Here is a 23,264-nt window from a genome sequence, read left to right on the forward strand (position 1 = left end):
TTCCTCTTAAAAGTCAATCTGCTCGTCAATATTTTTTATCTTGGAAGGGAGAGCATATCCGAGACTATGGAAAAGAAGTACTTAAAGAAAGATGATCTAAAAATCCTTATAGAATCCTTATCTATAGGAGAGAAAAGGCATTTTTACCAATATCTGAAATCGCAGAACCATCAGGAATCACCATATTACCTGGAACTCTTTAAGGCATTATCAGGCCCGGAAAGTCAACTCGCTCAACTTCCTGAAATGGTTTCCCGAAAAGCATTTTCAAATGCCAAAATACGCCTGTATCAGCAACTGATGCAGAGCCTGAGCATCTATCATCAGAACAGTTCTACAGAACTTTCTATCCAGAATATGATCTGTGAAATAGAGATATTGTATGACAGGGGGCTGCCGGAACAAAGCATTATCCTGCTCCGGAAAGCCCAGAAAATAGCGGCAGGACAGGAAAACTTCGGATTGATGCTGCAGCTGCTGACCTGGGAGCGAAAGATCAATATCATTTCAGATACGCCTACCAGGAACAAACTGGACATTACCACAGAGGAGCGAAAAATATTTGAAAACTTTGATGAGGTCAATACGCTGGAAAGCATTTTCAGCAAGGTGATTGACATTAAAAAGAAATATGGGTATGTAAAGGGTACAGCACGAAAGAGCCTGGACCAGATCGTACTGAAAAATCACAAGCTGGATGCTGAACACAAAATACAATCCAGAAGGGGAATCTATTACTTCAACTTCATTCATTCACTGTACAACTGGCTCACCCTGGATCATAAGAAGGCCTACCAATACAGTAAAAAATTGCTGGCGCCGGACTTTCAGCTGATTTCTCCGAATGAGTACCTGGAAGGTATTCTACAACATGTAACTTCCTGTATGGGGCTGGGCTATTTTGAGGAAACCCTGGATGGCCTGCTACTTGCCGATGCTTTCATTGCACAGAAGCGGTTTCAGCATTCAACCTTCTTCCTGTTACGGGTATTCTATTTCAGGATCTGCTACCGGCTGATCGTTTATATGTATAAGGGTGCACTAAAAGAATTGCAGGAAACAATTGAAGATGCCAATATACAGCTCCTCAAATTCAATGCACAATTGTCTATAGAAATGAAACTGGTTATTTACGGCAATATGAGGAATGCCTGCATTGCGGCAGGAGATCATGAGCAGGCCGAAAAATTGCTGGATATGCTCTTATACAAAGAGTCTAAATATGTGCGTAAAGATGTCTATAATGACCTCTTTCTGTCCCGGATATTTTCGCACCTGGCCAATAAGGATTATGCTATAGTACCGTCTATGGCCGCTGCAGCCGGCCGGCAGTATAAGCAGGTCGAAAATGAGCGCAATAAATACGATGTGGGCTTGCGGATTGCTTCTATGCTCATGAAAAATGTTGATTACAGCAAAACGGCAACCAGACAGAAGGTTATCACTGAGGTAAAATCAATACTGCACGAAGCTATTATTGCCCACGCGGGGCTGAACAAGTTTCATGAGATGTATACCTTTTACTATATATGGACGGAAAGCATTTTGCGGGACCAGCCATTTCATCTCACTGCTGCTGCCTGGTATACACAATACCTGAAGCATCTTTAAGTATATCAACGAAGGACAAAGTAGTATACCCACCATATCAGTAATAACTGGAAAGGAACGCGAAACCATAAATAAGAGAGGCCCTTACCATCTGTATTGCCGGTTTCGTAGTTCAGGTGTTTTATGGCTGCATATATGTTTGCAGGAAGAATAAGGATAAAGAAAATGATGAGCAGTATGCCGGTAACTTTTTTGAATCCCGGAATAAACATACCGATCGCGGCGGCTATTTCAATCAGACCGGTGAGATAAATCAGTTGCATTCTGAAGGGTACAAAATCGGGTAGCATTGCGGTCATTCCCCTGGTGAACATAAAATGCCCCAAAGCCGTAAACAGCAGCATTACAGACAGGGCAATGATCCCGGCCAGTGTATAATCAATGTCGGATTTGAAAATCCTGGTGCCTGCCAGGGCACAGACGAAGGTGCCGAGCAATATAAACAGTGGTTTCATTTGTACATTTTGAGATGGTTATACCTGCAAAGGTAGCATGGTCCCCTGCCCCGATCAATGAACAAATGTTACTTAATTGCTTTCCTGATCCTGCTCAGCGACTGTGGCCGTATGCCGATGTAGGATGCCAGGTATTTCTGTGGTATATACCGGATCAGTAGCGGCTGCTCGGACAGGAGATCCAGGTATCTCTGGGTTGCATTATCTTCCAGCAGCGACATTTCTCTTCTGGTCTTTTTAAGAAATAACTCCTCTGCTATTTTACGTCCGATGCGGTCTCCGACCGATGTGGAATCATACACCTCTTCCAGCTTCTCATAAGCAATCTGCCATAATACACAATCGGTAATCGCCTCTACATTATACTGACAAGGCTTTTGTGTGAGGAAGGCATCATATGCACTGAAGAAGGTGTTCTCAAAGGCGAAGGCAAAGGTAAAATCATAATCGGGCCGGGGAATATTAAACCTGACGATACCTTTTTCGATAAAGGAAAGGTGCTTTTCTTTTTTGCCTTTTTCCAGGATAAGCGTCTTTTTCGGAAAGCTTACCCTCCTCAATTTTGAAGAGAACACATTCCAGTCCTCATCGTTAAGCATTACAAAGCCATTAAGGAATTTTCTGATCTGCTCCATTACTTAAAATTACACTAAAGAAATATTAATGCTATGATATCACCAGAGCTGTTACGGGCGCTGGGCAAATACTCTCATACACAAAGGAATCATTCCGCAGGAAATGGCTATAAAAATAGCGACGCGAACATAATTAAGGCTTTGCCAGAGCGATACTTTACGGACCAGCTCTTCGGAAAACGTTTGTGTGGCTGCCATTTTTTGAAAATGAATAATGTTGGGTGCAAAGAAAGACAATGTCCATACCCTGACTGCAAAATGGATTACAAATAAGATCAAGAGCCAGCTGCGCACTGCATCTATCTTCCAGCAGAAAATAATAGCCAGGATAAATGTGATCTCGTGCAGGGAATGGAATACAATCCAGAATGTCTTCAGGCTTGTGCCCTTTCCATCCAGTAGCAGCTTAAAATTATCCGGCGGGGAAGGTACCCATTTGGGGACAAATACAATGGTCTCAAAAATCTGTGCACCATTCATTAGAAAATAAATGAGCGTAGTGATGCAGAGCCAGATCTCGGCCCTGTTTATATACTGTGGGGTTAAACTCGTCATATTATTTTTGATTTAAGTGATCTGCTGTTTCGTTCATGATAAGCGTTGCCGATCTGAAATAACGTTCAATAGTATGTATCTCCTCTTCTGAAAAAGTGGCAAGCAATGCTGCCGTCTTCTGCTGCAGTTCTTCAAAGAGCGGTTTCAGGAGTTTCATACTGTTTTCTACATTGGGTACTATGATTACTTTCCTCCGATCCTCTTTGCTGAACTGTCTTTTAAGCAGCTTCTTTTGCTCCAGGCGATCTATCAATCCCGTTACAGCACCGGTCGTCAGTCCGGTTAGTTTTGATATTGCTCCGGCCGTGATAGAAGGGTATTGGAGTATGAGTCCCAAATATTTATGATCAGCTCCAGAAAATCCTGCCTTACGGGCAATCGCCTCATGCATAAAGATAGATGCATCGGAGTATTGTCTACTTGCGGCCCTGAAACCGGAAAGCAATTCTTCTTTATTATTTTGTCTCATTACAAAAGTATCTTAGCAACAAAGATATATGTTTTCAAGAAAATACAAAAAATCATTATACAAATAATATGGTCAGGGACCTGCTTTACCGAACAGGCTAATAGGTATTTATACCTATCAGATAGATGATTTCTCCCTATTGCCCATCGTCCGATTCCGCAATTACTTTGCAGTAGCAACAGGATGATAAGATCCTATGCATCATCTATCCATCAAAATAAACCGGATTATAAAATGAAAAAAATCATACCCTTTCTGCTCATCGCCCTTTCATTGGCCTTTACTACAGCAAAAGCACAGCAGGGCACTGAAGCATTTATCAACGATATTGCTGTACATGCTTCTGCCAACTTCTTATCCATTGCAGGTGCCAAAACCGGGATGAGTGCCAATGGTGCAGATACCTATTATCAATCGAAGCTGAAACCTCCGGTGGGTACGGCCCAGATCGTGGCCAACAAAAATCTGGAAGGTCTTTTTACATGGATCATTCCCATGGCACAATCGAAGCAAATACAGCTTGACGCAGGCCAGTTAATGAAAGCAATCGTTGCACAGGACAGCATATTTTATTACCTGCAGGAGGATACTGATGAGCTGGGCAATAAAGCAACAATACTTTATGAAGAGGATGGGTTTGAGGGCGCTCCGATAATGTCTGTGCTCAACCGTACAGACAAAAAAAATGCGGCCAATAGTCAATGTATTATTACGATATACGGTACAGGCCCATTAGGAGACGCCTATCTCACCCATAATTACACAACGGACCTGGCTGCAATGGTAAAGCATGCAGAAAGAGGATTTAAAGACATTTTAAGCGGGACCATTAAAACAGAAGACGGGGTGACCTATTACAGATCCAGTATGTATCCCAAAACGGGTGAGATTACTATTGGCCTGGAACAATCATCAGGTACGCACTGGCTGGCCTGGAAAGCGCCACTGGTCTTGTCAAAAAAGCTGCAGGCCGATGCGGAAGCCTATCTCAAAAGCCAATACGGCAACAATCCTTTTTATGAGATTAAAACAAGCCAGGATGCAGCCACGGGAATGAAGATCACTTCCGTAACCATGCTGACTTTTCCTGTTTTTGAAATTGCATCGGTACAAAACAGTAAGGACAATGCTCCTGCCGCTAACCAGTTTATCATCATGGTCTACGAAACAAGTGAGACCAAATAAAATTCCTTATCTATAAATACATAAAACGACTTATTATGAAAACGCTCTGTTTCTATACTGCCTCTCTCACAGGTAAGAAGTCCTGGACTGCATTACTGCTTTGCTGCATATTCGCGACACAGGCTATGGCTCAGCAAATCGACATTTTCGGGGGCATCAATCCATCCGGCATTCGCCACCAGATTGATGGCAACCGTCAGGATGCAAGTGGCAAAATCGGTTACCACTTTGGACTCTCAGTATTTGTTCCTTTTAATGCCAAAAAGTACGATAGTGATAATGGAGGTTACGGTTTCTTTCCGGCATTGCAATACATCAAAAAAGGAACGGTAAAATCTACCATACTGGGGCCATCTGTGGCCGATATTAAAATCGGATTCTTACAGCTGAACCTACCCCTATCCTATACCTCCGGCATGTACGGAATTGGTATCGGGCCATATGTGGGCTATGCTGTATCTGGTCAGAAAAAATACAGGGTTGGTAATGGAGCCACTGAAAAGATTGATTTCGGGAACGAATTAAAGCGCATAGATTACGGGATAGGCATCCATATGAATATCTCTATTTTCAGAATCCAGTATGAACTGGGCCTGGCAAACCTGGCAACAGGAAACAATGGTACTGCTAAAACACGCTCGCTCAGTCTAAGTCTGGACATCCCGATTATGCAATAATCAATGCCTGTCATTTTTCCGTGGGCAAAAAACATAGTATAACCTATTTGTCTATACCCTACCCTAACCTGCTCTTCAAATTAAATATTGCCAGAATTATTACACTTAAATATTATGTGTAACTTTCTGAAACTATATTGAATGTTATGAGATTCATCTTCCTGCTTTTCATCTGTTTGTACGCTATCTCTGCTTCAGGGCAAAAAATCAGTACAGCCGACTCTACCTGGTTTGCGGAAACAGCAGATAAAGTCAATCAGTCGATTAATGCAGATCCGGAACGCGCAGATGTTTTGGCAAAGGAATATTTCTATAAAGCCAAGGCACTTCATAATGATGAATATACAGGCAAAGGCGCTTGCCTGGTGCATATGGGCATCATCATGCTTCATCCGGAGCAAGCAAAGGACTGGTATGATACTGCACAGCTGTACCTTAAACGCTCTGATAACTATTTATGGAATGGTTACCTGAATCTCAATTACGGCATTATCTTATGCAACAAATACATCTTTGAATCGGGGATTGGCTACTTAAACAAGAGCATTCATTATTTTGAGCAGGCAAAAGATACGCCACAACTGGCTTACGCATACAGTAACATTGCTCATGCCTTTCACGATTTCGGCGATTATAATAAGGGAAAAGAATATGCTCAAAAAGGACTGCACATCATTGAAGCATCTGAAGGGCTCCGGGTTGTTCGATGGTGGCTGCTTAATGCCCTGGGTATTAATTACGATGACCACAAAGAATATGAACAGGCCATAGCCACACACCTCAAAGCATTGCATGTGGCCACCGGCAATGACCTGCAATTGTGTACCACCAGCAATAACCTGGGCAATACGTATAAAAAGAAGGGCCAGCTTGCCAATGCGGAAATATATTTTCACCAAAGCCTCTCCTATGCTATAAAATTGCAGGACAATTATCAGTTTGCCACGATTTATGGCAACCTGGGCGATCTGGCTTTAAAGCAAAAAAAATATACGCTCGCCCGTAAATACCTGGATTCCTGCCTTCACTACTCTGAAGCTTCCGGAAGCCCGGAGAAACGAAAAGATGCTTATGAGTACAATGCGACTCTGTTTGAAAAAACCGGTGATTTCAGCAATTCGGTGCACTTTCTCAGACAATATATAGCGCTGAAAGACTCTCTGGATAATGTTGCGAAAGCCGGGATCATTTATGATGCCCAGGAGCGGTATGAAACGGCAAAGAAGGAAAAGCAAAACCAAGATCTGCAGGCTGCCAACCAGCTCAAAACAATTGAAAAGAACAGGGCTGTTGCAGAAAAGAAAATCATTGTCATTACTGCTGTTGTCTTGTTCTTATTCCTGGCGGTTCTGGCCTATTTGCTATACCATGCGAAGCTCAGCAGGATAAAGCGGAGTGAGGATAAAAAAATGAACCAGGCGCTTTTTATAGGGGAGCAAAATGAACGCATCCGTATTGCACGTGACTTACACGATAGTGTTGGACAAATGCTGTCTCTTGTAAAAATGAATCTCTCTGCAGGGGAGCAAAACCCGGAAAATAAGAAGCTGCAGGATATCGTAGATCAAACCATTTCAGAAGTCCGCAATATTTCCCACAACCTGATTCCTGAAGATCTTCATTTTGGCCTGTTCCCTGCAGTACAGTCTTTGGCCGAAAAGGTCAGTAGTTCCGGGAATACTAAAATGACGGTACATATTGATGAGCCTATATTGCATCACCAGTTTGAAAAAGAAAACGAACTGTCGATGTACAGAATTGTACAGGAAGTAATCCATAATATGGTCCGACATTCGGGTGCAAACAGTATTGAGGTAAATGCCACGCTGCAAAGTCAAAAAATTCTTTTTTCTATCCGGGATAACGGAAAAGGAATGGATACTGAAAGTATAGGAAGCTCCGGCGGAATAGGCTGGAAAAATATCCAGGCAAGGGTCAATTTACTGGACGGAGAAATGAAAGTGCAATCGGAACAATTAACCGGGACTCAAATCATCATTACACTACCACAAAATGGATAACACGGAAAAAATAAATATCATCATTGCAGATGATCATCAAATGATGATCGACGGCATCAGGAATATGCTGCTGGGTACACCTCAATATCATATCATTGCTGAGGCGAATAACGGACAGGCTGCTTATGAAATGATAGCAGAACGTCCTGATGCGTTCCAGTTATTGCTTACGGACATCAGCATGCCGCTGCTCAGCGGAACGCAGTTATGCAAGATGGTCAAAGAGCAGTTTCCTGCAATACAGGTATTGATCCTGTCGATGTACAATAATGCGGTGGCTATAAAAGAAGCTATCCTGGCCGAGGCGGACGGGTATATTCTGAAAAATGCAGGAAAAGAGGAGCTCCTGAAAGCACTGCACCGCATCACAGACGGGGGCACCTATTTCGCAGACGACATTGTCCCTATTATCTATAAGCAGTATAACCAACAGAAGATACAGGATGAGCAACTGAAAGAATTGACTGAGCGGGAAAAAGAAATCCTAAGCCTTATTGTAAAAGAATATACCAGTGACGATATCGCAAGGCAATTATTTATCAGCAAAAAAACGGTGGATAATCACCGTCAGCATTTGCTGGAAAAGACTGGCTGCAAAAGTACTGTGGGGCTGGTGAAGCTTGCCGTAAAACTGGGTATCGGTTAGGGCAATGATACCGCAATTACATATTGCCATCAGCCTTAAGCGGGCTTATAGCAGTTCATCACTGCGCCAGCATTAAATATTTGTGTGTTGACAAGCTGCAGTTCTGTCCTGCCTTGTATATGATCAAATAAGGGCAAACCGCCTCCTGCTATTACCGGATGAATCATAAGCCTTAGCTCATCGATCAGACCGAGGTTCATGAGGCTTATAATCAGGCTTCTGCTGCCGACTAATATATCCTTACCGGGTTGCTGTCTGAGTTGCAGCACTTCCTCTTCAAGAGAGCGGGTTGCCAGCTGTGCGCTGCTCCAGTCCAGACTTTTCAGTGTCCGTGAAAAAACGATTTTATTAATATTATTCATTACCAAAGCAAAATCGTCCATTGCTTTAGTACCGCTCGGGTTGGCCTCAAGCGCACGCCAATACTCCATGAGCTGGTAGGTCACTCTGCCATACAGGATGGTATCACCATCACGCAGCAAATCGGCATAATACTGGTGTATTTCCTCATCCGGAGTGACCGCAGTATGATCACAAAAACCGTCAAGGGTGATATTAAATGCTGCAATTACTTTTCTCATATGGCATCAATTGAATTCAAGCTCCATTAGATTTTCTTTTGTATCTGCCAGTAATGCCCAAAAGGGTCTTTAAACATTCCCTGCCGGTAGCCGTACTCATGATCTGTAGTCGGATTTATTTCGATTGCGCCTGCCAGGATTGCCTTCTCCATGACTGCTGCTACATCGGGTACAAACAAACCAATAGTGGCGGTTACTCCGTTTGCACTTAACGGCTCCAGCGCTGCTCTCATGGTTTCATGCAAGTGAAACACAGCGCCGTTTATTTCCAGCTCTGCCACATGAATACTTCCATCATCATTACGCAAACAAAAATGCTCTGTCGCACCAAACCTGGTATAAAAATCAATATTGAAGGTGCCTTTCGGGATGTGCAGCTCCGGGGCAAAATAGGTTGTATTATGTTTAACGGTCATAGTTTCTGTACTTAAGCTATTTTAGTTCAAATATAAAACAAATAAATACCACAGGGCAACAAGTATCCGATCCAGATCAGATACTTATTGCCCTGCGGCCTCTACCCAAATGATACTATTATTGCTTCAGCACTTTCTGAATGCCTCTCTTATGATCTTTATCCACCAGTTCCAGAATATAGGTACCAGGAGATAAAAAAGAAATATTGATTGTTGGCTGATAGGCCTGCATATGCACTTTTCGGCCTGCGATATCATATACAGTAATCGTTTCAATTGTCGCTTCGCTCCGGATCGTCAGATTGTCTGTAACCGGATTCGGACTGACCTTAAAATCTATACCGGTTTTGGATACAGGGTTTATACCGCTTGGACTATTTCCAGATAACTGCATATTATCCAGAAAGATACTGATACAGTTGTTTGCTGTTTTATACCGGAAGGCAATATAACTCTGCCCCGGGGTCGGCGGAATGAGGATATCTGTTGTTTTTATCCAGGCACCTGTCTGAAAATCAGCTCCTCTGAAATCGTGTAATAACGTTACGGAACTGGCCAGGGCAGGATCCTGATTTCCGGTAAGCAGGTAAATACCAATGGTATCTCCTGTTGCAGGCGGATTAGTCGCTGTGATCCAGCTGCGGATGGAGTCTATTTTGCCGCCTGAGACAAAGGAAAAGGCATTCTTGCTCACCGTCCAGTTATTGGCCTGGGCAGTACCTGTAACATTGCAGGTATGCATCATCGAAAAGGGTGCGCTGTAGGGATTATGTATGGTGATGTACCAGGGGAAATCATCGGGTTCATTCGTACCAAGCCGGTAGGCTGTCCAACGGGCATTAGCCAAGGTATCAAAGTTTTCGTAATAGGGTAATGGGGTAATTTGCGCATAGGAGCGTTGTTGCATCAGCATGATAGAAAAGAATATCAGTGCCGGAATAATGGATGTTTTGAATTTCACGGAAATGGATTTATGGTTTATGGTTTGGATGATGTAATACCGTTATTGATCTATAGGATAAGACGTAGTGAGGGACCAATATCTTAGTCACTCACGGCATTTAATCAGCTCATTATCAACAACTCATCATGCAATACGATTTATTTAAAGACATAAAGACTAAATTGAATATCCACTTTTAAGCAACAAAGACCTGCATTTTTCCTTGGGTTTCTATTTGTAGCCTTTGCTACCTTTTACCTTGATGCACTTTATCGACCGAGCCAATGATTTTATTGACGCCGGATTTATAAGGCCTTTCTAAGCGATCTGTACTATACAGATCCGAAGACCATATAGGTAACTATATTGAAGAGGAAGTAGATGATCAATCTAAAGGGAATGCGGGACAAGAATTACCTTCTATGCATTTACATTTTCACTAATTGAAAAATAGCGCAAAAAGCAAAAGAGCTCCACATTTCTGTGAAGCTCTTTGCGGACCGGACGGGACTCGAACCCGCGACCTCCGCCGTGACAGGGCGGCATTCTAACCAACTGAACTACCGGTCCTTTTCTGTCTGCGATCGTTTGTTTGACCGCTTTGGGATTGCAAAGGTAAGAGACTTTTTCGATTCTGCAAATTTTTTTTAAGCAATTTTAAAATTTTTCTTCACAGCACTTATAAGCCCCTGCTTCCTATCTATATTGCCCTGTCATTTCCTTTATTTATATTTGCTCAAAATTTCCTCCAGATGAGTCATCGTGTAGTGATTACAGGTATGGGTATTTATTCCTGCCTGGGTATCGGTAAAGAAGCGGTAAGAGATTCCTTATTCAAAGGGCAGTCCGGTATTGCATTTATCCCTGAACGGAAAACTATGGGTTACCGTTCGGCATTGTCGGGTGTGGTACCGAAACCGGAACTGAAAAAGCTACTGGACCGGCGCTCCCGCATCATGATGCCGGAACAGGCTGAATATGCCTATATCGCCACACTGGAGGCCCTGCAACAGGCGGGCATGGACATCGACTATGTGCATCAGCATGAGACAGGTATTATATACGGAAATGACAGTTGTGCGAAACCCGTTATCGAGGGCTTCGATATCGTTCGGGAAAAGAAAGATACTATGATGGTAGGATCGGGATCTGTATTCCAGGTACTGAACTCTACGGTAACGATGAACCTGTCTACAATTTTTAAACTTACGGGTGTAAACTTCTCGCTGAGTGCAGCCTGCGCCAGCGGATCGCACTCTATAGGCATGGGCTACCTGTTTATCAAAAACGGTTTGCAGGACCGTGTGATCTGTGGGGGTGCGCAGGAAACGAATGACTTTTCTATGCCCAACTTTGATGCATTAGGAACCTTTTCTACCCGTGAGCAAGAGCCAACAAAAGCTTCCCGCCCGTTTGACCGCGACCGCGACGGATTAGTACCCGGCGGTGGTGCGGCTACGGTAATACTGGAAAGCCTGGAATCGGCGCAGGCCAGAGGGGCGACTATTCTGGCAGAGATTGTCGGTTATGGTTTCTCGTCTAACGGCGAACATATTTCTAACCCGAGCACTAACGGACAGGTACGTTCTATACATAAGGCCCTGGCTGATGCGGGTATTGAGGCCGGTAAAATTGCTTATGTCAATGCACATGCTACTTCTACCCCTGCCGGCGACGGCGTGGAGGCAGAAGCGATCTATGAAGTATTCGGCGGCAAGGTGCCGGTAAGCTCTACCAAGTCTATGACGGGGCATGAATGCTGGATGGCGGGAGCCAGTGAGATTGTATATTCTACATTGATGATGCAAAATGATTTTATGGCTCCGAATATCAATTTTGAAAATCCGGATGAGCATACGGCCAAAATCAATATTATACCAGAAACACTACAGGGAAAATTTGATACTTTTTTATCCAACTCATTCGGCTTTGGTGGCACGAACTCTTCCCTGATCGTTACTAAATTCCTGCCCTAAGCATCTAAGCGCATGATAGCCTATTATCTGGTCTACCCGATCCTGTATCTCATCTCCCTGCTACCCTTCCGGCTGCTGTATGCCTTGTCGGATGTGATCTGCTTCCTGCTGTTTGGCCTAATCGGTTACCGCAAAAAAGTGGTGGTACAGAATCTGCGTAATGCCTTTCCGGAGAAGAGTGAACAGGAGATACAAGCTATTACAAAGAAGTTTTATCATTATTTCTGCGACTTACTCCTGGAGACGGTCAAAAGTATTACCATATCATACGAGGAGCTGAGCAAACGTTTTGTAATGACGGAAGAAGCTATTTCTTCGTTCAAACATTTTGCCGATAAAGGCCAGTCGATCATTATCGTCATGGGGCATCATGGCAACTGGGAATGGGGCGGCAATCGTTTCGGACTGGTTTCTCCGCAGCAATTATATGCGATCTTTCGTCCGTTGCACAACAAGCATTTCAATAACCTGATTATGCGTATCCGTACGCGGTTTAACACGCGTCTGCTGACTGACCGTGATGTTATTGGCGGTATGCGGGAACATAAACGTAAGGGGGAAATGACGGCTACCGTGTTTCTGGCAGATCAAACTCCTTCCAGTAAGAATGTATACTGGACCCGCTTTCTGAACCAGGATACGCCTGTTTTCCGGGGCACGGAAAGGGCGGCTATACAACTGGATCTGCCGGTCGTATACGCGGATATCAAAAGAATAAAAAGAGGTTATTATAATGTGGAAAGCCGTATATTGGTTGAGGACCCACAGCTGTATAAAGAGGACGGTATGATCTCGGAGCTGCATACCCGGGTACTGGAAGCTGATATTATTGCCCAACCGGAAACATGGCTCTGGACACACAGACGCTGGAAACGCAGCAAACCGGTTCCTAAATCATAAATCTTATTACTATAAATGTTTCGGGCTTCCCAGAGGGAAGCCCGAAACATTTATAACTTAACGTACTTATTTCTTTTCAAAAACCATGATCAGTCGTGGGGAGCTATGTTTATCAAAGGCACTCAATGCATAATCTCCAAAGACATGGGTGATCTTTAAGCCTGAATCTGCAAAGATCTCCTGAAAGGCCTCCAGCCCGAAACCGGACACGCGCTCTTCATGCTGGCGTACACGCCCTTCCTTATCTGTAACCTTAATTTCTTTAACCACCTTATTGCCTTCCATGTAACGACGGATGTTGAAGGAAATACCATCAATAACTTTCTGCTCCGCCGGTACCAGCTGTGCTGCTACCACTTCGATATTCATATAATCCAGTACCAGTTTGCCACCCGGCTTCAATGCTTTGGAAAATGCATCTGCAGCAATAATATTATCACGGTACTGCTGAAAATAACCAAAACTGGTAAAGAAGTTGAATGCATAATCATAATAATTGGCACGAAACACATTACGCATATCATGGCGATAAAAATGCAGCTTATCATTAGCCAAAGTCAGTGCACGGCCTATTCTTTGTTCAGAAAGATCAATCCCGGTCACATCATGCCCTTTTTGCTGCATATAATATGCATGACGGCCATCACCACAGGCGATATCCAGTATCTTACATTCCGGCTTTATATTCAAAAAGTCAAACAGGCGATCTACCAGTGCATGTGCCTCTTCGGTATTCCTGTTACGGTACAGTAATTGATGATACGGGGAGTCAAACCAGCTCTCAAACCATTCTTTCTTTTCTTGTTCCATTGTCAATTGTTATTCGTTTGCAAATGTAGTAGCTAATAAGCAGATAACTGGCTTTTAATATGTTAAGATAAAATTTCCACCGTGTTTAGTCTGCAAAAAAAGTTACATTTGCTGCTTGCAAAATCAACATAAAATGGCTTTAATAAAATCCATATCCGGCATCAGAGGTACCATCGGTGGCGCCCCGGATCAAGGATTAACTCCTATCGATATTGTTAAATATACGGCGGCATTCGGCGTATTGGTACAACAGAAAGGAGCAGAAAACAAAAAGATTGTAATCGGTAGAGACGGCCGTATTTCCGGCGAGATGGTTAAAAACCTGGTGGCTTCTACCCTGCAGGCTATGGGATTCGAGGTGATCGACCTGGGCCTGAGCACTACTCCTACTGTTGAGGTCGCAGTGACTATGGCAGGGGCAGCAGGGGGCATTATCCTTACCGCGAGCCACAATCCGAAAGAATGGAATGCATTAAAACTGCTGAACGAGAAAGGTGAATTCATCAGTGCAGAAGAAGGCCAGCAGCTGCTGACTATCGCACAGGATGATAAATATACTTTTGCTGAAATCGGCCATCTGGGTACGATTACAGAAGATGATACTTATATGCAGAAGCATATTGAGGCTATCCTTGCACACCCACTGGTGGATAAGGAGGCGATTGCCGCTGCAGATTTCAATATAGTACTAGATGCAATCAACTCTACCGGCGCGATATTTGTTCCGGCATTACTGGAGGCATTGGGTGTTCAGAAGATCAAAGTACTGAATGAAGAAGTAAACGGTCAGTTTGCTCATAACCCTGAACCCTTACCGGAACACCTGAGAGAACTGTGCAGTTATGTAGAAAAGAACAATGCCAGCATGGGTATTGCCGTAGATCCGGATGTAGACCGTCTGTGCTTTGTTTGTGAAGATGGTAGCCTGTTTGGCGAGGAATATACCCTGGTTGCTGTAGCAGATTATATCTTACAACATAAGAAAGGGAATACAGTATCTAACATGTCCTCTACCCGCGCACTGCGTGATATTACGGAGAAGCATGGTGGTACTTATTATCCCAGTGCTGTTGGCGAAGTAAATGTGGTAACCAAAATGAAAGCGGTAGATGCAGTCATTGGTGGTGAAGGTAATGGTGGTATCATTGATCCTCAATCGCATTATGGTCGTGATGCCCTGATCGGTATCGCTCTATTCCTGACACACCTGGCCAAATTCGGCAAAAGCATCAAGACGCTGCGCAATACCTATCCGAACTATTACATCTCTAAAAACAAGATCGAATTAAGTCCGGAGATCAATGTAAAGAATCTGTTTGCCAGCATACAGGATCGTTATAAAAAACAACCGATCAATACTGAAGATGGTCTGAAAATTGAATTTGATATGGATTGGGTACATCTGCGTACATCTAATACAGAGCCTATCATCCGTATTTACAGTGAAAGCAATAGCAAGACAACTGCAGAGAATATAGCCAAGCGTATCATGTCTGATATCGGCGAATTACTTTAAAGTTTACCAATATTATAAAAGAGGCCCGGAAGATCACTCCGGGCCTCTTTTTATATACATCAGATTTTCATCAATTGTATGCAAAAAAAGACCCGGATAAACCGGGTCTTTTTCTATTGTAAGAAAGATTATTGTAATTTAAAGTTGATCGGAACTGTAAAGTAACAACGAACGGCTTGTTTGTTCTGCTGTCCTGGTTCCCATTTCGGCATTGATTTTACCACGCGAACTGCTTCTTCTGGTAATCCGTTACCCAACTCTTTACCTTTTGTAGCCTGTACGTTAGAAATAGAACCATCTCTTTCTACTACGAAGCTTACATATACTTTACCCTGAATACCATCTTCACGGGCAGCATTAGGATATCTCAGGTTGTTAGCCAAATACTTATTCCAGTCATAAGGAGCTTTAGGCTGTACTTCTACTGCACGGAAAATCTCCGTTTTAGAAGGACCGTCACCATCTCCGCCGCCTGTTTTTACCGGCTCAGGTTTGCCTGTACCGCTTGGCAGGTTACTTAAAGATGGGTCTAATGCATTCGGGTCATCTGAACCATCCTGGGTTGTTTTACCCACAACCACTTTTTCTTCTTTAGGAGGTTCTACCAGTTTTTCTTCTTTAGGCACCTCTTCGTCCTTCTTAATTTCCGGAACGGTAAATTTCACAGAAGGCTTAACCGGTGGCGGAGCTACCGGTGGTGGTGGTGGTGGTGGCTCGTTTTCTTTCAGTGGCGGCGGTGGTTCCAGGTTTTTCATTTCTGTAACCACAGGCACATTAGATGCGAGACCCTCGTCTTTAGGTTTACGCTTAATCAGCGTAGCTCCGAAAACGCCTCCTACTACGAAAATGCTGATCAATCCGGCTACTAAAGCGCGACGCGGATATTTCTTACGCAACTCGTATCCACCATACTTCTTGTTCTTACCATCAAAAAGTATATCTAAATAGCTGGCTTTTAATATTTTATTAGCATCCATAATTTAAAATTTGTTTTCGTGGAATTATTGAATTCCGTTTGCCTTTTCTGTAGCAGAGATAAATTCCAGGTCAACAGGGGTAATATCAACTACCGCATAAATAGGCACTGCATTGATGGTCATTTCATCCAGTACATTGATCAGATCATCTGTAGTAGAATTTTCTGCAGGCTTAACCATGATGGTTAACTTATCGTCTGCACTTAACTGTCCGGCAGAGATCAGGCCTTGTACTTCTTTTTTCTTGGCAATGATCGCGTCTCTGATACCATCCTGATCCTTAAAGCTGGTTACTTTCAGCTCAGGTGGTTTGGTTGCATCAGAACCGATACCGTAGTAGTAATAAATACGGTGATCTTTACTCAAAAGGATGGTCATTGCGGTGCTTTCTTTAACCTTGCTTTTCTCATCCTCTTTCATATTGTCCTCTTTGAAAGGCATCTGGATTTCCATAGTCTTTGGTTTAGACATGGTCGTCGTGAACATGAAGAAAGTAATCAGCAGGAATCCAAGATCCACCATCGGCGTTAAATCTACTCGGGGGGAACCTTTCCCACCCTTGACTTCCATTTCAGCCATAACTCAGCTTTTTTGATAGCAAAAGAGCGGGTACGCTCTTTTGCTATTGGGGTTAATATTATTAAATAAGATAGATCGAACTTATTCCTTTTTACCTGCAGCTACTTCAGTTGCCAGGGCTGTACCCGGAGGTACTGCTTTACCGTCAGTGATGAAGTTGAAGCGGAAAACTTTCTCATGTCCTAAAGTGGCTATCACTTTCTGAATTTCAGGATACTTTGCATCTCCGTCGGCCTTGATCGCGATACGTAACTTAGGGTTAGCATAGCGGGAAGTTTTGATCCAGTAAGACAACTCATTAGTCTCATAAGAAGCGGTAGTATCGGTCGGGATACCCGGAGCCGTTTTGTCATACTCGTTTCTCTGAGCCGGAGTCAGTGCCAGGTAAGAACCCAGTTTGTTGAACGGTACACCGATCGAACCGCCTTCTTTGAAAGCTTTGATCTGTGCAGGGCTCAGGTTCAGGCCTTTTGACTGGCTGATTTCTGTAATCAACTCTTCTCTTACGTTAAGGTTATCGATAGAGAAAAATACTCTGCCATCTTTAGATAAGGACAACAACATGTAGTCGTTCGGGATCGGCATCGTTGAAGTTGATGCCGGAGTGCGAATTACCACTGGTTCCTGCGGCTTAAATTTAGTAGCCAACATGAAGAACGTCAACAGCAGAAACGCAACGTCACACATTGCCGTCATGTCCACATGACTCCCTTTACGGGGCATTTTTACTTTTGGCATTTTCTATTGTTTTAAATATTAGACGTAATTGGAAAAACTTTCCACAAATTTTTTCAGAAAATTTTACAAAGATTATTTGTAGTTAACTGCAAAGCTTTGTGTTAAAGTGAAACCACTCTCGTCAATATTGTAGTTTACGCCATCAATCAACGTTGTATAGAAGTTGTAGAAAATGATCGCGAAGAATGAAGTAGAGATACCCAGTGCAGTGTTGTACAGGGCCTCAGAGATACCTGCAGCCAGTGCAGTAGCATCAGGAGCACCTGCATTCGCCATTGCAGAGAATGATTTGATCATACCGATTACGGTACCGATCAGACCTAACAGGGTAGCTGCAGAAGCGATAGTAGATAAGAACACTAAGTTTTTCTCTAACATTGGTACTTCCAGTGCAGTTGCTTCTTCAACTTCTTTCTGAATAGATAATAATTTTTCGTCGTGAGTCAGCTCAGTGTTAACAGTCATTTCTTTGTACTTTAACAGACCTGCACGCATTACGTTACCTACAGAACCACTTTGTTTATCACATTCAGCGATTGCTGCATCGATATTTTTATTAGCCAAGTGGTATTGTACTTTGCGAACGAATTCACCACCATTGGTTTTACCTTTAGCTTTCATAATAGTAACTGCACGCTCAATAACGAATGCCAACATAACCAGGAAGGTTGCCATCAGCAGTGGTACGATAAAACCACCCAGGTACATGTTACCCATGAAATCACCAGGTTTTGGTTTGTGCTTCTCCGCATCCATAAAGTGTGAAGGATCTCCCAGTACCATGTGATAGATCAGTTGACCTACTACGATACATAATGCAACGATTGCAAGATTCACCCAAAAGCCATTTGAGTTGTTTGATTTGTTGGATTTGGTAGGTGCTGCTGCTTTAGGAGCATTTCTAACTTCTGCCATAATTCAATTTTTTGTTGTTTACGATTTTGTGTTTTTATTTTTCTGTCTATAAAAATGTAGTAGCAAAGATATTGGTTCGCTTGGAATAAACAATACCTTGAAAAAAAAATTACAACTACCGTGAAAGCGAGACTGGTTCCACAGCACAGTTTTTAATACAAGAATATGCTTATCAGTTATTTATCAACGGAAACAATCTTTAATTTATTGCATTTGCCGTTAAAAATATCACAATTTCATAACAATGATTCTATACTATTTTTATCTAATATCTTGAAAATCAACGCTCCATCTGGTGCATACTGCGGTTGCCCGCAAGCAAATAATTCGTCGACCAGGGCTTGTGCCTGCTCCTGCTGCATGGCCTTCGGTACAGCCATTCTTTTGGCCATTGTTTTTAATATAGCCAGCTGACGGCTATGTTGTATTGTACCTTGTTCATGCTTCAATTGCTCCACAATTGCTTCCAGTACCTGTGCTTCATGACCTGCAGCAATATCGGCCGGTACTCCCTGAATGGTAAAACCCGCATCATCTTCCTGCTGAATATCGTAACCCAGTGCATACAACTCCGGCAACACTTCTGCCAGGATCAACGCATCTGAAGGGGCAAACTGCAGGGGTATCGGGAACAGCAGCTGCTGCGATACGTGCCTTTTCTGTGCCAGGCTGGTTTCCAGCTTTTCATAGATAATCCGCTCCAGGGCTCGTTTCTGATGCAGGATAACGACTCCGGATTTCATTGTTGTGATGAGGTATTCGTTCCACTGAATAATGGATTTATGTCCTGCATCATCCGGTATATCATTACTGAGTAATGATGGCTGTACGGACATCGGAACATCGTCGGGCACTATATCACGGATGCCCATTGAAGGCATCTCCGGAAAAAAGACCTGTTGCTGCTCCTTCCAGGCTTTACGATCTTCCTGCTTCGCAATAAAATGTGCCTGTCCTGGCCGGGAAAAGGTATCAAACAGATAGCCCGATTTGGCGGATTCCTGACGGGTATTGCTGCCTGGCAACTGAACCGCTGTCAGGTTCTGAATCTCCGGATCCAGTGTAAAGTCAATAGAAGGGGCTACATTAAACTTATTCAATGCATATTTGACTGCAGCCTGAAGGTAGGCATACATCATTTTATCATCATCAAACTTTACTTCCTGTTTGGTCGGATGCACATTGACATCAACCTTGCGGGGATCAATCTCCAGGAATAAGACATATAAAGGAAACGATTCCTTAGCGATAAGACCATCATATGCCTGCTGTACTGCATGATTGAGGTAAGCATTCTTGATAAAACGGTTATTGATAAAGAAATACTGGCTGCCGCGGGTGCGTGCTGCTGCCTCGGGCTTGCCGATAAATCCGGTAATATTCAACAAATCGGTCTGCTCCTCTACGGGCACCAGGTGCTTATCTACCTGGTTACCGATCAGGGCCATTACCCGCTGACGCAGGTTGCCTATACCCAGATTAAACTGCTCAACATTATTATGGGTAAATTTAAACGCTATATCGGGATGCGCCATCGCAATACGGGTAAACTCATCCAGGATATGACGCAGCTCCGTAGCATTTGATTTCAGAAAATGCCTGCGGGCCGGTACATTATAAAATAGATTCTTGATGGATATGCTTGTGCCCTCCGCACAGGCAACCGGCTCTTGCTTTTCCACTTCTGAAGAAGCGATCTCGATCTGTGTGCCCAATGCCTCTCCCTGCTGGCGGGTCTTCAGGCTGATCTGTGCCACAGCCGCAACGGAGGCCAAAGCTTCGCCCCGAAAGCCTTTCGTACGGATAGAAAAGAGGTCATCTATCTTTTTGATCTTTGAGGTTGCATGTCTTTCAAAGCTCATTCGGGCATCTACAGCACTCATCCCCTTCCCGTTATCTACTACCTGGATCAGCTCTTTGCCGGCATCTTTTAACACCAGGTGCACCTGTGTTGCACCGGCATCAATAGCATTTTCTAACAATTCTTTCACTGCGGATGCTGGTCGCTGAATAACCTCGCCTGCCGCTATCTGGTTGGCTAAATGATCGGGTAACAGTTGAATAATATCGGGCATATGCGTAAGGGGAGCAAGTATTTTTTAGTGCTACAAAAGTAAACAAATATGCATTATCCCGGACAAAAAACAGGAGCCGGTATAAGCGACTCCTGTTATGAACTTTATATCATTAATATAGTAACCGGTACTTAAACCACCGCATCCTGCTGCTCTTCCGGTTCACTGTACTCTACCTTATATATACGAATGAGCATCATAAAGTAGGACAGAATCAGCGGTCCGAAGATCAGTCCGACAATTCCGAACAGGTTCAGACCCAGGATAACCCCGAATACGGTAACCAGTGGATGCACATCTCCGAACTTCTTCAGAAACAGGAAGCGGATCACATTATCTGTAGACCCTACAATGATAAAACAATACAGGGCGAGCCCAATAGCGTAAGAGGTTTCCCCTTTTGCCAGCAGGTATATACACACCGGAACCCAGACAATCATGGTTCCGATCACCGGGATAACGGTAGCCATACCTGTAAGAATACCCCATAGGATAGCACCTTCCACACCGCAGAACCAATACGCAAATATGGCTACGATACCCTGGCAAAGGGCCAGAAACGGAATACCAATCGCGTTGGAGACAACCATATTATGCGTTTCCTTCCAGACTTCATTACGGCTTTTACGCGCCAGGGGTACATACTCACGGAAACTGCTTTCCATTTTGCGTCCGCCCATCAGCATAAAGTAGAAGATGAATAATGCGGTAAAAATGTTGGCAAAAAGATTAGCTGTCGCATTGAGGATCATAGGTAAGAAACCCACTCCTTTCTGTACAAAACCCAGTACCTGCTGCTGAGATATATTTACCTGTGGTACCTTTTCCTGTACATAATGATATACATCCAATACCGCATCGCGGATCTTGTCTGTATTACTCAGTGCCGCATTCACCTTTGGCGTGAGTACCTGTATCATTGCATATACCGGTCCGACCATAGCGATCAGCAGTCCGATGATGAGCACTGTGGCAGCCATCCAGCGTTTCCATTTTCGCTGCTCCACCAGTTTGAAATACCAGCTCCTGAACATAATGTACAAAGCAGTGGCTCCTAAAAAGCCAGGAATAAAGTAGGTTAGTTTCCAGATGATAACGATTCCCAGAAAAAGAATCAATAGCAGGATAACGATTTGCCTGATCACATTGTTTTTAATAGCATCCATAAGCAGTAATTTGTTCCAAATTATAAATTATTTAAGAAAAGCCGTACCCAATTTATTAAGGATTTTGTAATTTTCGGAATCTGAATTGGTCTCATGACTAAAGTAACTTAGATTTGTGATATAAACACAACGAAAACCAATTAACCATTAAATTTTAACACTATGGCAAACAGTACAGGAAAAACCTTAGCTACACTTTTGATCGGAACAGCAGTAGGCGCAGCAGTGGGCTACATCTTAGGAACGGATAAAGACAAACGCGATGAACAAATCGAAAAGCTGAAAGATTCTGTTTCCAAATTAAAAAACAAGGTAACTAAGAAGACTAAAGATCTGGAGCAAGAGATTTTCGAATCATAAGTAAGGCTTGATTGTTAGGAAGTAAAAAACTATTTTTGTTTCAACAAACTCAAGCATTCTTTTGGAAAATCCTATATCCGCTCTTAAAGCATACATAACCCGTTACATCAGCCTTCGCATTCAGGAAGTTCGTTTAGAAGCCCTGGAACGAGTGGTTAATGTAATGGGTTATTTGGTATACGCCTCTATTGCATTCGTAATCGTTTTTGCCATGTTCTGCTTCAGCGCACTGGGTCTCGCTGAATTTCTCAGCGCCCTGTTCGACAGCAAGACTGCCGGTTATCTGTCCATTGCAGGACTCATGCTCCTTTTTCTATGCATCATGTTCTTCTTCAAAAAGAATATTATGCGCTTCTTAGCCGGCAAATTTATCTGGTTACTGACCAAACCAAGAGATGATGACGATGACGATGCTCCTGTAAAAAGTGATGCATAAACCCTCAAACCGACGATGCTTATGACCCAGACTATACCTAAAAAAACAAGAAAACCACGCAAAACCTATAATTCTCTCCGCGAGCTGCTGGCCGACCAGCGCAAGGTTAAGGATAGCTATAGAGATATGGAGGACAATATGTTTTCATACATATTCGACCCTACTTCTATTGGCATGAACATAGCCTCTTCCCTGCTTGATCCCAATGCCAAAGGCATGTTTAGCCTGGGTAATATTCTCTCTCTTTTTAAGCGCAAACCGAAAGCAGCCCGTCCTGCTGAAGAAAAAACCGCATTGGCTGCAGTAGCCTCCGGCAAGCCGGCCAAGAAGAAAAAAAGCCTGGTTAAGAAGGTTGCGATCTCCTTTGTAAAATGGCAATTATTCAATCTTGCCTGCTGGGGCGTAGAAAAAGCATATGACCGCTACAGGGCGACCCGCAAACAGAAAAAAGCGATCAAATCGTTACAGAAAGAAGCTGAAGCTCTTGAAAAAGCTATTCAATAATCCATTACCTCAGCATTGAGGAATGCTTTGCAGTAGCGTTACGGAGCCCATTTCTCCCTTGTTCTGAATGCATCATTGCTACCCGTTAAAAGGATACTCTATACTATTTTGCCCCTTA

25 protein-coding genes and 1 tRNA gene are annotated in these 23,264 nt (G+C 43.3%); 11 read left to right on the forward strand and 15 right to left on the reverse strand.

Annotated elements, in window-relative coordinates; all coding sequences use genetic code 11:
- Positions 1 to 66 precede the first annotated feature (66 nt).
- Complete coding sequence (locus FTD44_RS03325; protein ID WP_222165148.1) at positions 67 to 1,611, forward strand: hypothetical protein; 1,545 nt, start codon at positions 67 to 69, stop codon at positions 1,609 to 1,611.
- Between the two features lie 5 nt (positions 1,612 to 1,616).
- Here FTD44_RS03325 and FTD44_RS03330 read toward each other — a convergent pair whose 3' ends face one another.
- The 4 genes from FTD44_RS03330 to FTD44_RS03345 form a co-directional block, all read right to left on the reverse strand.
- Entirely contained in the window at positions 1,617 to 2,066 is a 450-nt protein-coding gene (locus tag FTD44_RS03330; protein WP_222165149.1) for a DoxX family protein, read from the reverse strand.
- A gap of 68 nt (positions 2,067 to 2,134) precedes the next feature.
- On the reverse strand, positions 2,135 to 2,701 hold the full coding sequence (locus tag FTD44_RS03335) for a Crp/Fnr family transcriptional regulator (RefSeq protein WP_222165150.1): 567 nt from the start codon (positions 2,699 to 2,701) through the stop codon (positions 2,135 to 2,137).
- Positions 2,702 to 2,752: 51 nt separating this feature from the next.
- Positions 2,753 to 3,256 carry a transposase gene (locus FTD44_RS03340; RefSeq protein ID WP_222165151.1) on the reverse strand — a complete coding sequence of 168 codons (504 nt, stop codon included), beginning with the start codon at positions 3,254 to 3,256 and terminating at the stop codon, positions 2,753 to 2,755.
- Position 3,257: 1 nt separating this feature from the next.
- Positions 3,258 to 3,725, reverse strand: a complete 468-nt coding sequence (locus FTD44_RS03345) for a MarR family winged helix-turn-helix transcriptional regulator (RefSeq protein WP_222165152.1) — start codon at positions 3,723 to 3,725, stop codon at positions 3,258 to 3,260.
- A gap of 234 nt (positions 3,726 to 3,959) precedes the next feature.
- Here FTD44_RS03345 and FTD44_RS03350 point away from each other — a divergent pair, with 234 nt between their 5' ends.
- From FTD44_RS03350 to FTD44_RS03365, 4 genes are all read left to right on the forward strand, one after another.
- The gene (locus FTD44_RS03350; RefSeq protein WP_222165153.1) at positions 3,960 to 4,910 is read left to right on the forward strand and encodes a hypothetical protein; all 951 of its coding nucleotides are present in this window, start codon (positions 3,960 to 3,962) and stop codon (positions 4,908 to 4,910) included.
- Between the two features lie 35 nt (positions 4,911 to 4,945).
- The gene (locus FTD44_RS03355) at positions 4,946 to 5,587 is read left to right on the forward strand and encodes an outer membrane beta-barrel protein (protein ID WP_222165154.1); all 642 of its coding nucleotides are present in this window, start codon (positions 4,946 to 4,948) and stop codon (positions 5,585 to 5,587) included.
- Between the two features lie 146 nt (positions 5,588 to 5,733).
- Positions 5,734 to 7,608: a tetratricopeptide repeat-containing sensor histidine kinase gene (locus FTD44_RS03360; protein ID WP_222165155.1), complete on the forward strand. Its 1,875-nt coding sequence runs from the start codon at positions 5,734 to 5,736 to the stop codon at positions 7,606 to 7,608.
- Positions 7,601 to 8,254: a response regulator gene (locus FTD44_RS03365; RefSeq protein ID WP_222165156.1), complete on the forward strand. Its 654-nt coding sequence runs from the start codon at positions 7,601 to 7,603 to the stop codon at positions 8,252 to 8,254. The genes FTD44_RS03360 and FTD44_RS03365 overlap by 8 nt, the downstream gene beginning before the upstream one ends.
- 35 nt (positions 8,255 to 8,289) lie before the next feature.
- Here FTD44_RS03365 and FTD44_RS03370 read toward each other — a convergent pair whose 3' ends face one another.
- The 4 genes from FTD44_RS03370 to FTD44_RS03385 all read right to left on the reverse strand — a co-directional run bounded on the left by FTD44_RS03370 (position 8,290) and on the right by FTD44_RS03385 (position 10,764).
- Positions 8,290 to 8,835: a dihydrofolate reductase family protein gene (locus tag FTD44_RS03370; protein WP_222165157.1), complete on the reverse strand. Its 546-nt coding sequence runs from the start codon at positions 8,833 to 8,835 to the stop codon at positions 8,290 to 8,292.
- A gap of 26 nt (positions 8,836 to 8,861) precedes the next feature.
- Entirely contained in the window at positions 8,862 to 9,251 is a 390-nt protein-coding gene (locus FTD44_RS03375; RefSeq protein WP_222165158.1) for a VOC family protein, read from the reverse strand.
- 118 nt (positions 9,252 to 9,369) lie between these two features.
- Positions 9,370 to 10,212: a T9SS type A sorting domain-containing protein gene (locus FTD44_RS16185; RefSeq protein WP_222165159.1), complete on the reverse strand. Its 843-nt coding sequence runs from the start codon at positions 10,210 to 10,212 to the stop codon at positions 9,370 to 9,372.
- 478 nt (positions 10,213 to 10,690) lie between these two features.
- Positions 10,691 to 10,764: transfer RNA gene (locus tag FTD44_RS03385), tRNA-Asp, on the reverse strand.
- A gap of 182 nt (positions 10,765 to 10,946) precedes the next feature.
- On the opposite strand from FTD44_RS03385, the gene FTD44_RS03390 reads away from it, so the two are divergent.
- Positions 10,947 to 12,170, forward strand: coding sequence for a beta-ketoacyl-[acyl-carrier-protein] synthase family protein (locus tag FTD44_RS03390; RefSeq protein ID WP_129022376.1), 1,224 nt, complete (start codon positions 10,947 to 10,949; stop codon positions 12,168 to 12,170).
- A 12-nt stretch (positions 12,171 to 12,182) separates the two neighbouring features.
- On the forward strand, positions 12,183 to 13,070 hold the full coding sequence (locus FTD44_RS03395; protein WP_222165160.1) for a lysophospholipid acyltransferase family protein: 888 nt from the start codon (positions 12,183 to 12,185) through the stop codon (positions 13,068 to 13,070).
- Between the two features lie 66 nt (positions 13,071 to 13,136).
- Here FTD44_RS03395 and FTD44_RS03400 read toward each other — a convergent pair whose 3' ends face one another.
- Complete coding sequence (locus tag FTD44_RS03400; RefSeq protein ID WP_222165161.1) at positions 13,137 to 13,880, reverse strand: SAM-dependent methyltransferase; 744 nt, start codon at positions 13,878 to 13,880, stop codon at positions 13,137 to 13,139.
- A 133-nt stretch (positions 13,881 to 14,013) separates the two neighbouring features.
- On the opposite strand from FTD44_RS03400, the gene glmM reads away from it, so the two are divergent.
- Positions 14,014 to 15,396 carry a phosphoglucosamine mutase gene (glmM, locus tag FTD44_RS03405; protein ID WP_222165162.1) on the forward strand — a complete coding sequence of 461 codons (1,383 nt, stop codon included), beginning with the start codon at positions 14,014 to 14,016 and terminating at the stop codon, positions 15,394 to 15,396.
- Positions 15,397 to 15,524: 128 nt separating this feature from the next.
- On the opposite strand, the gene FTD44_RS03410 is transcribed toward glmM, so the two are convergent.
- The 6 genes from FTD44_RS03410 to FTD44_RS03435 form a co-directional block, all read right to left on the reverse strand.
- Positions 15,525 to 16,373, reverse strand: a complete 849-nt coding sequence (locus FTD44_RS03410) for an energy transducer TonB (protein WP_129022372.1) — start codon at positions 16,371 to 16,373, stop codon at positions 15,525 to 15,527.
- A gap of 24 nt (positions 16,374 to 16,397) precedes the next feature.
- Entirely contained in the window at positions 16,398 to 16,952 is a 555-nt protein-coding gene (locus FTD44_RS03415; RefSeq protein ID WP_129022371.1) for an ExbD/TolR family protein, read from the reverse strand.
- 81 nt (positions 16,953 to 17,033) lie between these two features.
- The gene (locus tag FTD44_RS03420; protein ID WP_129022370.1) at positions 17,034 to 17,690 is read right to left on the reverse strand and encodes an ExbD/TolR family protein; all 657 of its coding nucleotides are present in this window, start codon (positions 17,688 to 17,690) and stop codon (positions 17,034 to 17,036) included.
- A gap of 72 nt (positions 17,691 to 17,762) precedes the next feature.
- Positions 17,763 to 18,605 carry a MotA/TolQ/ExbB proton channel family protein gene (locus FTD44_RS03425; protein ID WP_129022369.1) on the reverse strand — a complete coding sequence of 281 codons (843 nt, stop codon included), beginning with the start codon at positions 18,603 to 18,605 and terminating at the stop codon, positions 17,763 to 17,765.
- A gap of 236 nt (positions 18,606 to 18,841) precedes the next feature.
- On the reverse strand, positions 18,842 to 20,680 hold the full coding sequence (gene mutL / locus FTD44_RS03430) for a DNA mismatch repair endonuclease MutL (RefSeq protein ID WP_222165163.1): 1,839 nt from the start codon (positions 20,678 to 20,680) through the stop codon (positions 18,842 to 18,844).
- 131 nt (positions 20,681 to 20,811) lie between these two features.
- The gene (locus FTD44_RS03435; protein WP_222165164.1) at positions 20,812 to 21,846 is read right to left on the reverse strand and encodes an AI-2E family transporter; all 1,035 of its coding nucleotides are present in this window, start codon (positions 21,844 to 21,846) and stop codon (positions 20,812 to 20,814) included.
- Positions 21,847 to 22,008: 162 nt separating this feature from the next.
- Between FTD44_RS03435 and FTD44_RS03440 the strand changes: the two genes are divergently transcribed.
- From FTD44_RS03440 to FTD44_RS03450, 3 genes are all read left to right on the forward strand, one after another.
- Entirely contained in the window at positions 22,009 to 22,206 is a 198-nt protein-coding gene (locus FTD44_RS03440; protein WP_129022366.1) for a YtxH domain-containing protein, read from the forward strand.
- 61 nt (positions 22,207 to 22,267) lie between these two features.
- Entirely contained in the window at positions 22,268 to 22,642 is a 375-nt protein-coding gene (locus tag FTD44_RS03445) for a hypothetical protein (protein WP_222165165.1), read from the forward strand.
- A 21-nt stretch (positions 22,643 to 22,663) separates the two neighbouring features.
- Positions 22,664 to 23,146: a hypothetical protein gene (locus FTD44_RS03450; protein WP_222165166.1), complete on the forward strand. Its 483-nt coding sequence runs from the start codon at positions 22,664 to 22,666 to the stop codon at positions 23,144 to 23,146.
- The last annotated feature ends 118 nt before the right edge of the window (positions 23,147 to 23,264 follow it).

This window comes from Edaphocola aurantiacus (assembly GCF_019797745.1).
In the GTDB taxonomy this organism is placed as follows: Bacteria; Bacteroidota; Bacteroidia; order Chitinophagales; family Chitinophagaceae; genus Edaphocola; species Edaphocola aurantiacus.

Bases quoted from the DNA above. Each gene is read 5' to 3' on its own strand.
- FTD44_RS03325 (WP_222165148.1), top strand. From the start codon at position 67: ATGGAAAAGAAGTACTTAAAGAAAGATGATCTAAAAATCCTTATAGAA.
- FTD44_RS03330 (WP_222165149.1), bottom strand. From the start codon at position 2,066: ATGAAACCACTGTTTATATTGCTCGGCACCTTCGTCTGTGCCCTGGCA.
- FTD44_RS03335 (WP_222165150.1), bottom strand. From the start codon at position 2,701: ATGGAGCAGATCAGAAAATTCCTTAATGGCTTTGTAATGCTTAACGAT.
- FTD44_RS03340 (WP_222165151.1), bottom strand. From the start codon at position 3,256: ATGACGAGTTTAACCCCACAGTATATAAACAGGGCCGAGATCTGGCTC.
- FTD44_RS03345 (WP_222165152.1), bottom strand. From the start codon at position 3,725: ATGAGACAAAATAATAAAGAAGAATTGCTTTCCGGTTTCAGGGCCGCA.
- FTD44_RS03350 (WP_222165153.1), top strand. From the start codon at position 3,960: ATGAAAAAAATCATACCCTTTCTGCTCATCGCCCTTTCATTGGCCTTT.
- FTD44_RS03355 (WP_222165154.1), top strand. From the start codon at position 4,946: ATGAAAACGCTCTGTTTCTATACTGCCTCTCTCACAGGTAAGAAGTCC.
- FTD44_RS03360 (WP_222165155.1), top strand. From the start codon at position 5,734: ATGAGATTCATCTTCCTGCTTTTCATCTGTTTGTACGCTATCTCTGCT.
- FTD44_RS03365 (WP_222165156.1), top strand. From the start codon at position 7,601: ATGGATAACACGGAAAAAATAAATATCATCATTGCAGATGATCATCAA.
- FTD44_RS03370 (WP_222165157.1), bottom strand. From the start codon at position 8,835: ATGAGAAAAGTAATTGCAGCATTTAATATCACCCTTGACGGTTTTTGT.
- FTD44_RS03375 (WP_222165158.1), bottom strand. From the start codon at position 9,251: ATGACCGTTAAACATAATACAACCTATTTTGCCCCGGAGCTGCACATC.
- FTD44_RS03390 (WP_129022376.1), top strand. From the start codon at position 10,947: ATGAGTCATCGTGTAGTGATTACAGGTATGGGTATTTATTCCTGCCTG.
- FTD44_RS03395 (WP_222165160.1), top strand. From the start codon at position 12,183: ATGATAGCCTATTATCTGGTCTACCCGATCCTGTATCTCATCTCCCTG.
- FTD44_RS03400 (WP_222165161.1), bottom strand. From the start codon at position 13,880: ATGGAACAAGAAAAGAAAGAATGGTTTGAGAGCTGGTTTGACTCCCCG.
- glmM (WP_222165162.1), top strand. From the start codon at position 14,014: ATGGCTTTAATAAAATCCATATCCGGCATCAGAGGTACCATCGGTGGC.
- FTD44_RS03410 (WP_129022372.1), bottom strand. From the start codon at position 16,373: ATGGATGCTAATAAAATATTAAAAGCCAGCTATTTAGATATACTTTTT.
- FTD44_RS03415 (WP_129022371.1), bottom strand. From the start codon at position 16,952: ATGGCTGAAATGGAAGTCAAGGGTGGGAAAGGTTCCCCCCGAGTAGAT.
- FTD44_RS03420 (WP_129022370.1), bottom strand. From the start codon at position 17,690: ATGCCAAAAGTAAAAATGCCCCGTAAAGGGAGTCATGTGGACATGACG.
- FTD44_RS03425 (WP_129022369.1), bottom strand. From the start codon at position 18,605: ATGGCAGAAGTTAGAAATGCTCCTAAAGCAGCAGCACCTACCAAATCC.
- mutL (WP_222165163.1), bottom strand. From the start codon at position 20,680: ATGCCCGATATTATTCAACTGTTACCCGATCATTTAGCCAACCAGATA.
- FTD44_RS03435 (WP_222165164.1), bottom strand. From the start codon at position 21,846: ATGGATGCTATTAAAAACAATGTGATCAGGCAAATCGTTATCCTGCTA.
- FTD44_RS03440 (WP_129022366.1), top strand. From the start codon at position 22,009: ATGGCAAACAGTACAGGAAAAACCTTAGCTACACTTTTGATCGGAACA.
- FTD44_RS03450 (WP_222165166.1), top strand. From the start codon at position 22,664: ATGACCCAGACTATACCTAAAAAAACAAGAAAACCACGCAAAACCTAT.